Annotated in this window: 14 protein-coding genes; 7 read left to right on the top strand and 7 right to left on the bottom strand. The window is 71.7% G+C overall.

Annotated elements, in window-relative coordinates; genetic code table 11:
- Positions 1–150 precede the first annotated feature (150 nt).
- The gene (pyrE, locus tag QNO21_RS14415) at positions 151–729 is read left to right on the top strand and encodes an orotate phosphoribosyltransferase (RefSeq protein ID WP_257514238.1); all 579 of its coding nucleotides are present in this window, start codon (positions 151–153) and stop codon (positions 727–729) included.
- Between the two features lie 104 nt (positions 730–833).
- Here the strand turns inward: pyrE and QNO21_RS14410 are convergent, their stop codons facing one another.
- The 3 genes from QNO21_RS14410 to QNO21_RS14400 all read right to left on the bottom strand — a co-directional run bounded on the left by QNO21_RS14410 (position 834) and on the right by QNO21_RS14400 (position 2,506).
- A complete protein-coding gene (locus tag QNO21_RS14410; protein ID WP_257514239.1) occupies positions 834–1,016 on the bottom strand; it encodes a hypothetical protein in 183 nt (60 codons plus the stop codon).
- 108 nt (positions 1,017–1,124) lie between these two features.
- A complete protein-coding gene (locus tag QNO21_RS14405) occupies positions 1,125–1,697 on the bottom strand; it encodes a YdeI/OmpD-associated family protein (protein WP_257514240.1) in 573 nt (190 codons plus the stop codon).
- Positions 1,697–2,506 carry an HAD-IIA family hydrolase gene (locus QNO21_RS14400; protein WP_257514241.1) on the bottom strand — a complete coding sequence of 270 codons (810 nt, stop codon included), beginning with the start codon at positions 2,504–2,506 and terminating at the stop codon, positions 1,697–1,699. Before QNO21_RS14400 ends, QNO21_RS14405 begins: the two co-directional genes overlap by 1 nt.
- Positions 2,507–2,547: 41 nt before the next feature.
- Here QNO21_RS14400 and QNO21_RS14395 point away from each other — a divergent pair, with 41 nt between their 5' ends.
- On the top strand, positions 2,548–3,522 hold the full coding sequence (locus QNO21_RS14395; RefSeq protein ID WP_257518516.1) for an SDR family NAD(P)-dependent oxidoreductase: 975 nt from the start codon (positions 2,548–2,550) through the stop codon (positions 3,520–3,522).
- A gap of 6 nt (positions 3,523–3,528) precedes the next feature.
- Here the strand turns inward: QNO21_RS14395 and QNO21_RS14390 are convergent, their stop codons facing one another.
- Positions 3,529–4,173 carry a metal-dependent transcriptional regulator gene (locus tag QNO21_RS14390; RefSeq protein WP_257518515.1) on the bottom strand — a complete coding sequence of 215 codons (645 nt, stop codon included), beginning with the start codon at positions 4,171–4,173 and terminating at the stop codon, positions 3,529–3,531.
- 23 nt (positions 4,174–4,196) lie between these two features.
- Positions 4,197–5,492, bottom strand: coding sequence for an Nramp family divalent metal transporter (locus tag QNO21_RS14385; RefSeq protein WP_257518513.1), 1,296 nt, complete (start codon positions 5,490–5,492; stop codon positions 4,197–4,199).
- Between the two features lie 146 nt (positions 5,493–5,638).
- Between QNO21_RS14385 and QNO21_RS14380 the strand changes: the two genes are divergently transcribed.
- Entirely contained in the window at positions 5,639–6,289 is a 651-nt protein-coding gene (locus tag QNO21_RS14380; protein ID WP_257518511.1) for a TrmH family RNA methyltransferase, read from the top strand.
- Positions 6,290–6,292: 3 nt separating this feature from the next.
- Here QNO21_RS14380 and QNO21_RS14375 read toward each other — a convergent pair whose 3' ends face one another.
- Positions 6,293–7,615 (bottom strand): MATE family efflux transporter, encoded by a 1,323-nt coding sequence (locus tag QNO21_RS14375; RefSeq protein ID WP_257518510.1) that lies wholly within the window; start codon positions 7,613–7,615, stop codon positions 6,293–6,295.
- 74 nt (positions 7,616–7,689) lie between these two features.
- Between QNO21_RS14375 and QNO21_RS14370 the strand changes: the two genes are divergently transcribed.
- The 4 genes from QNO21_RS14370 to QNO21_RS14355 all read left to right on the top strand — a co-directional run bounded on the left by QNO21_RS14370 (position 7,690) and on the right by QNO21_RS14355 (position 11,618).
- Complete coding sequence (locus QNO21_RS14370) at positions 7,690–9,654, top strand: M13 family metallopeptidase (RefSeq protein WP_257518509.1); 1,965 nt, start codon at positions 7,690–7,692, stop codon at positions 9,652–9,654.
- Positions 9,655–9,724: 70 nt separating this feature from the next.
- On the top strand, positions 9,725–10,639 hold the full coding sequence (locus QNO21_RS14365) for a serine hydrolase (protein ID WP_257518507.1): 915 nt from the start codon (positions 9,725–9,727) through the stop codon (positions 10,637–10,639).
- A 51-nt stretch (positions 10,640–10,690) separates the two neighbouring features.
- Positions 10,691–11,077 (top strand): MmcQ/YjbR family DNA-binding protein, encoded by a 387-nt coding sequence (locus tag QNO21_RS14360; protein WP_257518506.1) that lies wholly within the window; start codon positions 10,691–10,693, stop codon positions 11,075–11,077.
- A 130-nt stretch (positions 11,078–11,207) separates the two neighbouring features.
- Complete coding sequence (locus QNO21_RS14355; RefSeq protein ID WP_257517248.1) at positions 11,208–11,618, top strand: VOC family protein; 411 nt, start codon at positions 11,208–11,210, stop codon at positions 11,616–11,618.
- A gap of 42 nt (positions 11,619–11,660) precedes the next feature.
- Here the strand turns inward: QNO21_RS14355 and purU are convergent, their stop codons facing one another.
- Positions 11,661–12,539 (bottom strand): formyltetrahydrofolate deformylase, encoded by an 879-nt coding sequence (purU, locus tag QNO21_RS14350; RefSeq protein ID WP_257518505.1) that lies wholly within the window; start codon positions 12,537–12,539, stop codon positions 11,661–11,663.
- Positions 12,540–12,614 lie beyond the last annotated feature (75 nt).

The raw sequence follows: 12,614 nt of genomic DNA, 5'->3' as shown, positions 1-12,614 counted from the left end.
GTCGAGGCGGATCTCGAGAGCGCCGCCGTGTCGGGACTGTCGATCCCGACTATATGGCCCGTCACGCGGGCCGGCCGGGCGGCCCGACGTGCAAAACCGGTCCCTTCGGCGGGAACGGATGCCTCCTGCGGCATCCGTAGACTCAAAGCCATGACCGTCGCCTCCACGCCCGCTCTCGAAGCCGACCGCCAGGCGCTCATCGCGCTGATCAAGGACGAGGCCGTCTTCCACGGCGACTTCACGCTGTCGTCGGGCAAGAAGGCCACCTACTACGTCGACATGCGCAAGCTCACGCTCGACCACCGCGCCGCTCCCGCGATCGGACGCATCATGCTCGACCTCGTGCGCGACGTCGACGGGATCGTCGCCGTGGGCGGACTGACCCTCGGCGCCGACCCGATCGCCAACGCGATCATGCACGAGTCGGTGCACGCCGGCACCCCGCTCGACGCCTTCGTCGTGCGCAAGGAGCCGAAGGACCACGGCCGCGGCCGCCAGGTCGAGGGCGCCGACGTCGTCGGCAAGCGCGTCGTCGTGGTCGAGGACACCTCCACGACGGGGCAGTCCGCGCTCAAGGCCGTCGAGGCCCTCCGCCGCGAGGGTGCGGAACCCGTCGCCGTCGCCGTGATCGTCGACCGCAAGACCGGCGCGCAGGATGCCGTGGAGGCAGCGGGCCTGCAGTGGCTCGCCGCGATCGACCTCGACGACCTGGGTCTGCAGCCGCAGTAGCCGCGGCCCGCGCGTCGCGGCCCGCCGACGCTCACCTGTCTCGTATTACCGCTTCGACGGCCGCGAAGCGACAGAACGCGACAGGGGAACCCGGATGCCGCGGGCTACCCCTGGAACACCGGCAGCTGCGAGGCCAGGGCGAGCAGCAGCCCGAGGAACGTCAGCAGGACGAGCGAGCGGCGGTTGGTCGTCGCTCCGGCGGCGGATGCCTGGCGCGACGACCGCACGAAGAGCACGAGCGCCACCAGCAGCACGACGAGCCCCGACAACGCCAGCGCGACGGCCATGTCAGTCCTCCCGGCCTCGGCCGCGGACGTACTGCACGATGACGACCACGAGCGTCGTCGCGGTCATCGCCGCCGCCGACACCAGCAGCAGGGTCTGTTCGAACTCGTTCAGGGGCGTCTTCCTTCCGCTGCGTCGGCCACGATCTTCGCGATGCGCGCCGCCTTCGTCTCGGTGCGCTTGGCCATCGCCACCGCAGTCAGTCCCATCTTGCGCGCCGACGGCGGGAAGGCATCCCAGTTCGCCCGGGCCACCGGCACCGCGTCGAGCGCAGCGGTCAGCTCCGGCGGCTCGGTGCCCGATTCCGCACCGTCGAGCATCTCCCACGCCCCGCTCGCCTTCGCCGCGGCGATGACCCGACGCCCGGGTTCGGCCATCTCGCCCGACGCCTCGAGCTCGGCCACGCGCGCCTTGTTGGTCGCCGCCCAGCCGCTGCCGGGCCGCCGGGGCGCGTACCACTGCCCGATCGTCTCGGCGTCATAGGGCTTCACCGTGCCGTCGATCCAGCCGAAGCACAGCGCCTGACGCACGGCGTCGCCGTAGCCCACGAGCTCGAGCACGACCCCCGCCCGCGGACGCAGCAGCCACACCCCCCGCGACGACGCGTGGTGGCGTTCCAGCCAGGCGCGCCAGGTGGCGGCATCCGCCGCCCGCAGCACCTCGGCCTCGTCGAACGCCCCCATCACAGCACCTCGGGCAGCTCGGTCTCGATCGGACCGGGGGCGAGGAGGTCGGCGACGGAATCGAGGATCTCATCGGGGCGGAACGGGTAGCGCTCGATCTCGCTGCGGTCGCTGATGCCGGTGAGCACGAGCACCGAGTGCAGGCCCGCCTCGATCGCGGCGACGACGTCGGTGTCCATGCGGTCGCCGATCATGCCGGTGGACTCGGAGTGCGCGCCGATGCGGTTGAGCGCCGAGCGGAACATCATCGGGTTCGGCTTGCCGACCACGTAGGGCTCCCGCCCGGTGGCCTTGGTGATGAGCGCCGCGAACGCGCCGGTGGCGGGAACTACACCGTACGGCGTCGGGCCCGTCGCGTCGGGGTTCGTGACGATGAACCGGGCGCCGTTGTTGATGAACCGGATCGCCCGGGTGATCGCCTCGAACGAGTACTGACGGGTCTCGCCGACCACGACGTAGTCCGGCTGCGTCTCGGTCATGATGTAGCCGGCCTCATGCAGGGCCGTGGTGAGCCCCGCCTCGCCGATGACGTAGGCGGTGCCGCCGGGCAGCTGCGAGCGGAGGAACTCCGCCGTCGCCAGCGCCGAGGTCCAGATGCTCTCCTCGGGCACGTCCAGCCCCGAGGCCCGCAGCCGGGCGCTCAGGTCGCGCGGCGTGAAGATGGGGTTGTTCGTCAGCACGAGAAACGGGATGCCGGTGTCGCGCCACTGCGCCAGCAGTTCGGCGGCTCCCGGAATCGGACGGCTCTCGTGCACGAGAACGCCGTCCATGTCGGTCAGCCAGCAGTCGATGTCGGCGCGGGTCCGCATGGGGTCAGCCTAACCACGCGGGTGGCTCTAATGTCGGAAGGGTGCCGCGACGCGATGACTGGGACCCCGAGCACCTCCCCGACCTGGAGGGCCGCCGCTACCTGATCACCGGCTCCAACAAAGGGCTGGGGTTCTTCGCCGCGCTGCAGTTGGCCGGCGCCGGCGCGCACGTGGTCATGACCGGCCGCAATCCCAACCGGCTCGCGGCCGCCCGCGCGGCGGTGCTGCGTCAGGTCACGGATGCCACGCCCGCCACCGTCGAGACGCTGCTGCTGGACACGAGCAACCTCGGCTCGGTGCGCGCCGCCGCGGCGACAGCCCGCGGCCGCCGCGGACTCGACGGCCTGCTGCTGAACGCCGGCATCGTGCACCCGCCGAAGACCCGCGAACTCACCGCCGACGGTCACGAAGTGGTGCTCGCCACCAACGTCCTCGGTCATTTCGCCCTGGCCGGAGAGCTGTTGCCGTCGCTGGCCGCGGCCGGCGGGCGCATGGTGTGGGTGGGGAGCATGGCGACATCGCTGTGGTCGTACGACCCCGAGGACCCGGAACTCGAGTCCGGCTACACCGGCTGGCGGGCCTACGTGCAGTCGAAGGTCATGACCGCCGCCATCGGTTTCGAGGCCGCCCGGCGGCTGGCCGACGCGGGCGTCGCGGTGGAGAGCCTCGTCGCCCACCCCGGGTACTCCACCAGCGGCCGCACCCGTGGCATCCAGGGGGTCAATGAGCCCAGCCGCGCGAAGCGGTTCACCGCCAACCTTCAGGCCGCGGTCGCGCAGTCCAAGGAGCGCGGCGCCTGGCCGCTCGTGCGGGCGCTGCTCGACCCCGCCGCGGAGAACGGATCGTTCTGGGGCCCCGGCCTGGTCGCCCGCGGTGCACCCCGCAAGGCGATCTCGTCGAAGATCACAAGGGACCCGGAGCGGGCGGCGCGCCTGTGGGAGTTCTGCGAGGGGGCCACCAGCGTGGCGTGGCCGTTCGAGCAGGCCGCGGGCACCCGGCGGCGCGTGCGCGGCTGACGCGGGTCAGGCGGTGACCCAGATCGCGTCCGCCGCACCGGCAGGCAGGGTGATCGCGGGGGAGCCGTCGACCGAGACGGTGCCGTCACCGACCACGGCGATCGTGTGCCCCACGTCGAGGCCGGCCTCTTCGCACGCCCGCAGCAGCGCCGGGTCGCGGTCGCTCACGCGCAGCACGCGGCCGCGGTGTCCGGGCGCGGCCCGCGCCAGCAGTACGAAAGGTTCGCGGTGCACCGTGCCGTCGGCATCCGGAATGGCGTCGCCGTGCGGATCGAAGCGGGGGTGGCCGAGGCGGGCGGCGATGCCTTCGAGAAGCCGGTCGCTGATGGTGTGCTCGAGCACCTCGGCCTCGTCGTGGACCTCGTCCCAGGCGTAGCCGAACTCGCGCACGAGCCACGTCTCGACCAGGCGATGCCGACGGATGACGCCCGCCGCGCGGCGCACCCCCTCGTCAGTGAGCTGCACGGGGCCGTACGGGCGGTGGGTGACGAGCCCCTGGGAGGCGAGCTTCTGCACCATCTCGGTGACACTCGAGGGAGCCAGCCCCAGCTCGGATGCCAGCCGCGACGGGGTCACCGGATCGGTCTGCCACTCGGTGTGGTGGTAGATCGTCTTGAGGTAGTCGTCGACGACGGGACGTGAAGCGGGCACGGATCCAGGCTACCGGGGGCCGGTCATGACCCCGTGAGGACGAGCCACAGCAGCAGAGCGTTCAGCGCGATGAGGAACACCGACGACGCCACGCCCGCGACGGTCGTCCACGGCCGGTTGCGGTAGGCGCCCAGCACGTCGCGGCGGGCGGTCAGCGCCACCAGCGGCACGAGGGCGAACGGGATGCCGAAGGAGAGGACGACCTGGCTCAGGATGAGGGCGAGCGTCGGGTCGACGCCGAGGGCGAGGACGACCAGCGCCGGAATGAGGGTCACCAGGCGCCGGAGGAGCAGGGGGATGCGCACCCGCAGCAGGCCGTGCATGATCTCGGCTCCGGCGTAGGCGCCGACGGCGGTGCTCGCCAGGCCGCTGGCCAGCAGGCCGACGGCGAACAGGGTGGCCACGACCGGCCCGATGCCGTCACGCAGCGCTGCGTACGCGCCCTCGAGGCTGTCCGTCCCCGGCGCGCCCGACAGGGCGGCGGCCGCCAGCAGCAGGATGCAGAGGTTCACGGTGCCCGCGACGGCCATGGCGATGGTGACGTCCCACCGGGTGGCGCGCAGCAGCCGCGGGATCGAGATGCCGCGGCGGGCTTCGAGGGTCTCGGCCGCGCCCTCGGTGGCAGGGGCGAACCGGTCGCGGCTGAGGGCGGAGTGGGCGTAGATCGCGTGCGGCATGATCGTCGCACCGAGGATCGACGCGGCCAGCAGCACGGAATCGGTTCCCTCGAAACGTGGCAGCAGCCCGCCGACGATCCCGGCGGGATCGGGCGGGGCGACGAAGACCCCGAAGACGAAGCCGACGGCGATGATCAGCACCAGTCCGGCGATGACGAACTCGAAGGTGCGGGCGCCGCGACGGGCCTGCAGCAGCAGCAGCGCCAGTGAGACGACGCCAGTGATCGCCCCGCCCCACACCAGCGGAATGCCGAACAGCAGGTGGAGCGCGACTGCCCCCCCGATGACCTCGGCGATGTCGGTGGCCATCGCGACGAGCTCGGCCTGCACCCAGTAGGCGCGCCGGCCCCAGCGGGTGCGTATGCGCCGGCCAAGCACTTCGGGCAGGCTCTCGCCGGTGACGACGCCGAGCTTGGCCGAGAGGTACTGGATGAGCCACGCCATGCCGTTGCCCACGACCACGACCCAGACCAGCAGATAGCCGTAGCGGGCTCCCGCCGTCATGTTGCTTGCGACGTTGCCCGGGTCGAGGTACGCGACACCCGCGACGATCGCCGGGCCCATCAGCCAGGCGAGGGGGCGGGAGGCGGCCGGCCGCCGAGGGGGCGTCGGCGGCGCGTCGAGCGCGGCAGATTTCGGCATGCCGAAAAGTTAGCAGAGGTTTCGGCGCGCCGAAAAGAGGTCGGCGCGGTCGAATTCCCGCGGAGCGCGGACGGGCGAGGGGCGCCGTGCCTGCACGGCGCGGTGAGGCGGAATTCCGACCGCGCCGCGGTGGCTAGCCTGGTTCGATGACCGATCTCGCCGACGCCGACGCCGCACCCGAGGCCGAGCCGACGCTGCCCTACGGCGTGGGGCCGTGGCCGGGGGGACCCGAGGCGTGGCCGGACGACCCCCGCTACGACCCCGAGCTGCTGGCGCACGGTGACCGCCGCAACGTCGTCGACCAGTACCGCTACTGGACGATGGCGGCGATCGTCGCCGATCTCGACGCCAAGCGGCATCCGTTCCACGTCGCCATCGAGAACTGGCAGCACGACATGAACATCGGCTCGATCGTGCGCAGCGCCAACGCGTTCGCCGCCGCCGAGGTGCACATCGTGGGAAAGCGCCGCTGGAACCGCCGCGGGGCCATGGTCACCGACCGGTACCAGCACGTGCGCCACCATGAGGACGTCGCGGCCTTCGCCGCGTGGGCGGCCGATGCGGGCCTTCCGATCGTGGCGGTCGACAACGTGCCGGGATCGGTGCCCGTCGACCGCGCCGACCTCCCCGAGCGGTGCGTGCTCCTTTTCGGTCAGGAGGGTCCGGGGCTGTCGCCCGAGGCGCTCGCCGCGGCCGCCTCGACCGTCGAGATCGCACAGTACGGTTCGACCCGCTCCATCAACGCCAGCGCCGCGGCCGCGGTCGTGATGTACGAGTGGTGCCGCCGCTGGGCGTGACGGTCAGGCCCCCGCGGTGATCCACTGCGGCCGGCGCACGCGCCACGTGAGGGTCGCGAGCCGGGCGAGCATGTAGACGCCGAAGAAGGTCGCCGCGAGCCACGCCAATCCGGCGGCGCCGACGGGGTGCAGCACGGCCACGAGCGCCAGCGCCGGAACGAAGGGCACGAGGTTCAGGCCGCCCGCGATCGCGAGGTAGCGCACGTCTCCCGCCCCCATCAGCACCCCGTCGAGCACGAAGACGACACCGCAGATCGGCTGCGCCACGGCGAGCACCAGCAGGGCCGGCTGCACGAGCGCCGCCACCTCGGAGTCGCCGGTGAAGACGAGCCCGATGAACCCCGAGCCCGCCGCGACGAGTGCGCCGACGAGCACGCCGAAGCAGGCGCCCCACGCGAGCGTGCGCTGCAGCACCCGCCGCACGCCGCGCTCGTCGCCGGCGCCGAGGTTCTTGCCGATCAGCGCCTGCGCGGCGATGGCGAGGGCGTCGAGGGCGAACGCCGCAGTGGAGAAGATGGTGAACGCGATCTGCCAGCCGGCGAGCTCTTCGGTCCCCAGCATCGTCGCCACCGCGACGGTGGCCAGCAGCGCCGCCCGCAGCGACACGGTGCGCAGGAACAGCCACCCACCCGACCGGGCGGACCCGCGCACGCCCTCGAGGTGAGGGAGGGCGGATGCCGCATGGCGGCGGGCCAGCCGCCGCACCACCAGCGCGTACGCGCCGACCATGCCCCACTGGGCGACGACCGTGCCGGCGGCCGAGCCGGCGATGCCCCACCCGAACCCGTAGATGAACAGCCAGTTCAGCAGCGCGTTCGCCGCGAAGCCCAATCCCGCGATCCACAGCGGCGTGACGGTGTTCTGCATGCCCCGCAGCAGTCCGGTGGCGGCGAAGACGATGAGCATGGCGGGCAGGCCCCACATCGAGATGCCGAGGTAGATCTCCGCCTGCTCGGCGACCTCGGCGGAAGCGCCGAACAGTCCGACGATGGTCGGGGTCGCCAGCGACCCGACGAGGGCGAGCACCGCGCCCAGCCCGAGGGCCAGCCAGAGGCCGTCGATCCCCGCGCGGACGGCCGAGGCCATTTCGCCCGCACCGAACCGGCGGGCGACGGCCGGCGTGGTGGCGTATGCGAGGAACACCATGAGCCCGACGATGGTCTGCAGCACGGCGCCAGCGATGCCCAGGCCCGCCAGCGGCACCACGCCGAGGTGGCCGACGAGCGCGGCATCCACGATCAGGAACATCGGCTCGGCGATGAGCGCCCCCAGCGCCGGCACGGCCAGGCGCAGGATGTCGCGGTTGAGCGGGTCGCGCGTGGTCACCAGACGAGCCTAGGGCCGGGTGGGCACCGGCCCCCGCCTCGGCCGACGTCGGGCGGGGCGCATATCCTGGGAGGATGACCGATGCCCTCCGTTCCGGTCTCGCGCTCGACGAACTGAGCCCCGAGATCCGCCCCCAGGACGACCTCTTCCGCCATGTGAACGGCGCGTGGCTGGAGCGCACGGCGATCCCCGACGACAAGGCGCGCTGGGGCTCGTTCCACCTCATCGCCGAGCAGGCCGAGAAGGACGTCCGCGCGATCATCGAAGAGGCGCAGCAGGCGGAGCCCGGCACCGAGACCCGCAAGATCGGCGACCTGTACACGAGCTTCATGGACACCGAGCGCATCGCCGCCCTCGGTGCCGAGCCGCTGCGCCCGCTGCTGCAGCAGGTCGACGCCATCTCGTCGATCCCGGAGCTGCTCGCGACTGTCGGGCGCCTCGAGCGTGACGGCGTGGGCGGATTCCTCGGACTCTACGTCGAGCCCGATCCGGGCAACCCGGTGCGGTACGTGCCGTTCGTGCTGCAGAGCGGGCTGTCGCTCCCCGATGAGAGCTACTACCGGCTTGAGAACTTCGCCGAGACCCGCACCGCGCACCGCGCGCACATCCACCGGGTGCTGGAGCTTGCAGGCGTGGCGGATGCCGCCGATCAGGCCGATCGCATCGTGGCGCTCGAGACCGAGCTCGCCTCGCACCACTGGGACAAGGTGCGCAGCCGCGACGCCGTCGCCACCTACAACCTCATGAGCTGGGCCGACGTGCAGGCGCTCGTCGGCGTGGACCTGGATCCGTGGCTCGAGGCGCTCGCGCCCGGTCGCAGCGAGGCGTTCGCCGAGGTGAACGTCAGCCAGCCGTCGTACCTCGAGGGCCTCGGTGCCCTGCTGAGCGAGGACCGCCTGGAGGACTGGAAGGCGTGGCTGCGGCTGCAGGTCGTCCACAGCGCGGCGCCCTTCCTCTCGGACGAGTTCGTCGAGGAGAACTTCTCGTTCTACGGCACGCAACTCACCGGCGTGCCGGTGAACCGCGAGCGCTGGAAGCGCGGCGTTGGCCTGGTCGAGGCCGCCCTGGGCGAAGCGGTCGGCAAGGTGTACGTCGAGCGTCACTTCCCGCCGCAGGCGAAGGTGGCCATGGACGAGCTGGTCGCCAACCTCGTCGAGGCCTACCGTCAGTCGATCTCGGGTCTGGAGTGGATGAGCCCCGAGACGCGCGAGCGCGCCCTGGCCAAGCTCGACGCCTTCACCCCGAAGATCGGCTTCCCGGTGAAGTGGAAGGACTACGACACCCTCGAGATCGACGCGACCGACCTGCTCGGCAACGTGCGCCGCGCGCGCGTGTGGGAGCACGACCGCCAGATCTCGCGTGTGGGCCAGCCGATCGACCGCGACGAGTGGTTCATGACGCCGCAGACGGTGAACGCCTACTACAACCCGCTGATGAACGAGATCGTGTTCCCGGCGGCGATCCTGCAGTACCCCTTCTTCGACGCCGAGCGCGATGCCGCAGCCAACTACGGCGGCATCGGCGCGGTGATCGGTCACGAGATCGGGCACGGCTTCGACGACCAGGGCAGTCGTTTCGACGGCGACGGGTCGCTGCGCGATTGGTGGACCGACGCCGACCGCGCCGCGTTCGAGGAGCGCACGAAGAACCTTATCGCGCAATACGACGCGCTGGTGCCCCAGGGGCTGTCGCCCGAGCACCACGTCAACGGTGCGCTCACGATCGGCGAGAACATCGGCGACCTGGGCGGGCTCAGCATCGCCCTGAAGGCGTACGAGCTGTCGCTGGGGGGCGCTGAGTCACCCGAGATCGACGGGTACAGCGGCATCCAGCGCCTGCTGCTGAGCTGGGCGCAGATCTGGCAGCAGAAGGGGAGGGATGCCGAGACGATTCGTCTGCTGACGGTCGACCCGCACTCGCCCAACGAGTTCCGCTGCAACCAGATCGTGCGCAACATCGACGCGTTCTACGACGCCTTCGACGTCACCGAGGGCGACCGGCTGTGGCTGCCACCGCAGGAGCGCGTGAGCATCTGGTGACCGTCCCCGCGCTCACGCCGCCGCGCCAGGCGGCGTGAGCGCACCACCTCTCTTCTGAAAGGATCCCCGCGTGGGTACCCCCGACCCGCAGCGCGGCAGCGAGAAGCAGCCGTCCCTGCGGGGTGCGCACCGCCGGCCCCGTCGGCCCGCCGCCGCCCGCAGATCGTTCCCCGCAACCTGGCGGGCCCTGGACGAGCTCGCCGCGTCGGGAGCGCGGGTGTCGGTGCGCGTGGCCGATCTCGACAGCGACGAGGTGCTGCTCTCGGGCGACGACCACCGCACCCTGCCGATCGCCGGCCTGGGGGTCGTGCCGCTGCTGGTCGAGACCGCCGCCGCGTTCGAGGACGGCCGGCTCGACCCGCTCGAGATCGTCGACCGTCAGCAGCTCCCGCCGGTGGCGGTGGCGGGGGTGTGGCAGCATCTGAAGGCTCCGGCGCTGCCGCTGGCCGACCTCGCCGTGCTCGCCGCGGCCACCGGCGACGCGCTCGCCGCGAACGCGCTGCTCGAGCGGGTCGGGCTGCCCGCGGTGCGGGCGCGGCTGGAGTCTCTGGGAATGGAGCACACCGCGCTCATGGACGGATTCCGCAACGAGCGCGGCCCCGACGACGCGCCTCAGGTGGCGCTCGGCACGGCGCGGGAGCTGGCAGGTCTCTTCGCGTCGCTCGTCAACGCGCAGGCCGTCTCGCCCGGGGTGAGCGCGCAGGTGTCGGAGTGGCTGAGCCTCAACGTGGATCTGACGCTCGTGGCATCCGCCACCGGACTTGACCCCTTCGCGCACGAGGACGACGCCCACGGGCTGCTGTTCGTCAACAAGACCGGTCGGGGCGACGGGATCCGGTCGGAGGCTGGCGTGCTCGCCGGTCCTCGCGCCGGCGTGGCGTACGCACTGCTCGTCGCGTTCGACGACCTGTCGATCGCGCACCGGCTGCGCGCGCACGAGGCCTTCCGCACGCTGGGCGTCGAACTGATGGAGTACGTGTACTGAGTCGCCGCCGCCGAGGTTCCCCCGGGCCGGGTGGCGCGGCAGGATGTCGGCATGGAGCATCCCCTGATGTTCGATCCCGACGATCCCCTGCTGGAGCGCCTGCGGGCGGTGTGCCTCGCCTACCCGGCTGCGCAGGAGCGGATCAGCCACGGCCGCCCGAACTTCTTCACGGTGCGGACGTTCTGCTACTTCGGCGGGGGTGAGCGCCGCGGCGCGGGAGACCATGTGCGTCACGACGCGGCGATCCTGGTGCGGCCCGATCCCGATGACGCGCCCGCCCTGCGCCAGGATCCCCGTTTCTTCGTGCCTGCGTACCTGGGTGCCTCGGGGTGGCTCGGGATCGACCTCGCCGATGCCGGCTGGGACGAGGTCAGCGAGCTCATCGACGCCTCGTTCCGGGTGACCGCGCCCGCCCGCCTGGTTCGGCAGCTGGATTAGCGGGTTGGCTGCGGCCAGTGAGACACCACGTTCTGGCCGAGACGCACCGCGACGCGTGGTGTTTCGACCGGAAGGTGGTGTCTCGGGGTCGCCGGCGCACGCGCACCGCCGCATGCGCCAGAATGCGGGGATGCCGCTCTTCGATCACCTCGGCGTCTCCGTCGACGACCTCGCCCGCGCCACCGCCGAGTTCGACCCCGTGCTGACGGCGCTGGGGCTGGCCCGTGAGGACGGTGACCACGGGGTGGCGTGGTACGCCGAGGGCGAGACCGAGTTCATCCTGCTTCCCGCGCGCGAGGAGGGGACCGGGCCGCACCGGCACGGCCGCGTCGGGTGGCAGCACCTCGCGTTCGCGGTCGACTCGCGCGCCGATGTCGACCGGATGCACCAGGTGGCGGTGGATGCCGGCTGGTCGGTGGTGCGCGAGCCGAAGACGTACCCGCGCTTCAACGACCGGTACTACGCGTCGTTCGTGGAGAACGCCGACGGCATCCGCATCGAGTTCATGCACAACCCGCCGCAGCAGACGCCCCAGCCCTGACCGGCACGCGCGCCGGCGCGCGCCGGCGTCGCGCGGCCGCGGTCAGAAGACGATCGTGTGGTTGCCGTGGCGGATCACGCGGTCCTGCGCGTGCCACAGCACCGCGCGCGAGAGCACCTGGCGCTCGACGTCCGCGCCGCGGCGGGCGAGCTCGGCGGTCGTGTCGGCGTGGGTGACGCGGATCGTGTCCTGCTCGATGATCGGACCCTCGTCGAGGTCGGTCGTGACGTAGTGGCTCGTCGCGCCGATGAGCTTGACGCCGCGCTCCTTGGCCTTCTTGTAGGGCTCCGCGCCGATGAAGGCGGGCAGGAACGAGTGGTGGATGTTGATCACCGGCACCCCGAGGGCTTCGAGGAAGTCGGCCGACAGGATCTGCATGTACCGCGCCAGCACGACGAAGTCGACATTGCCCTTGAGCAGCTCGAGGATCTTCGCCTCCGACTCCGACTTGTCGGGGCCGGGGGTGGACGGCACGTGGAAGAACGGCACGCCGAAGGAGCGCACGTCCTCGGCGGAGGTCGCGTGGTTGGACACGACCATCGGGATGGTGACGGGCAGGTCGCCGCGGCGATGGCGCCAGAGCAGGTCGAGCAGGCAGTGGTCCTGCTTCGACGACAGGATCGCCATGCGCTTGGGCACCGACTGGTCGGTCAGCGACCATTGCAGGTCGAAGTCCGCGAGCGTCCGGGCGACCTCGTCCTCGACAACCGGTCGGTCCGCGCCGAAGCCGGGGCGGTGGAAGACGACGCGCTGGAAGTACGCGCCGCCTTCGAGGTTGTCGGAGTACTGATCGAACGCGACGATGTTGCCCCCGATGCGCGTGATCATCGCCGACACGGCGGCCACGATGCCCGGCTGGTCCTTGCCGTGCACGATGAGGCATGCGTGGGCGGGCGGCAGGTTCGGGTCGTGCGCGGTCATCCCTCGATTCTGCCGTGTCGGGACGGATGCGACGTGCAGCGGCATCCGTTCATGTGTCGGTGCCGGCGTCCTGCG

Source organism: Microbacterium sp. zg-Y818, from assembly GCF_030246905.1.
GTDB lineage: Bacteria > Actinomycetota > Actinomycetes > Actinomycetales > Microbacteriaceae > Microbacterium.
Note: the sequence above shows the minus strand (reverse complement) of the source record. Positions and strands in the feature narration are given on the sequence as shown.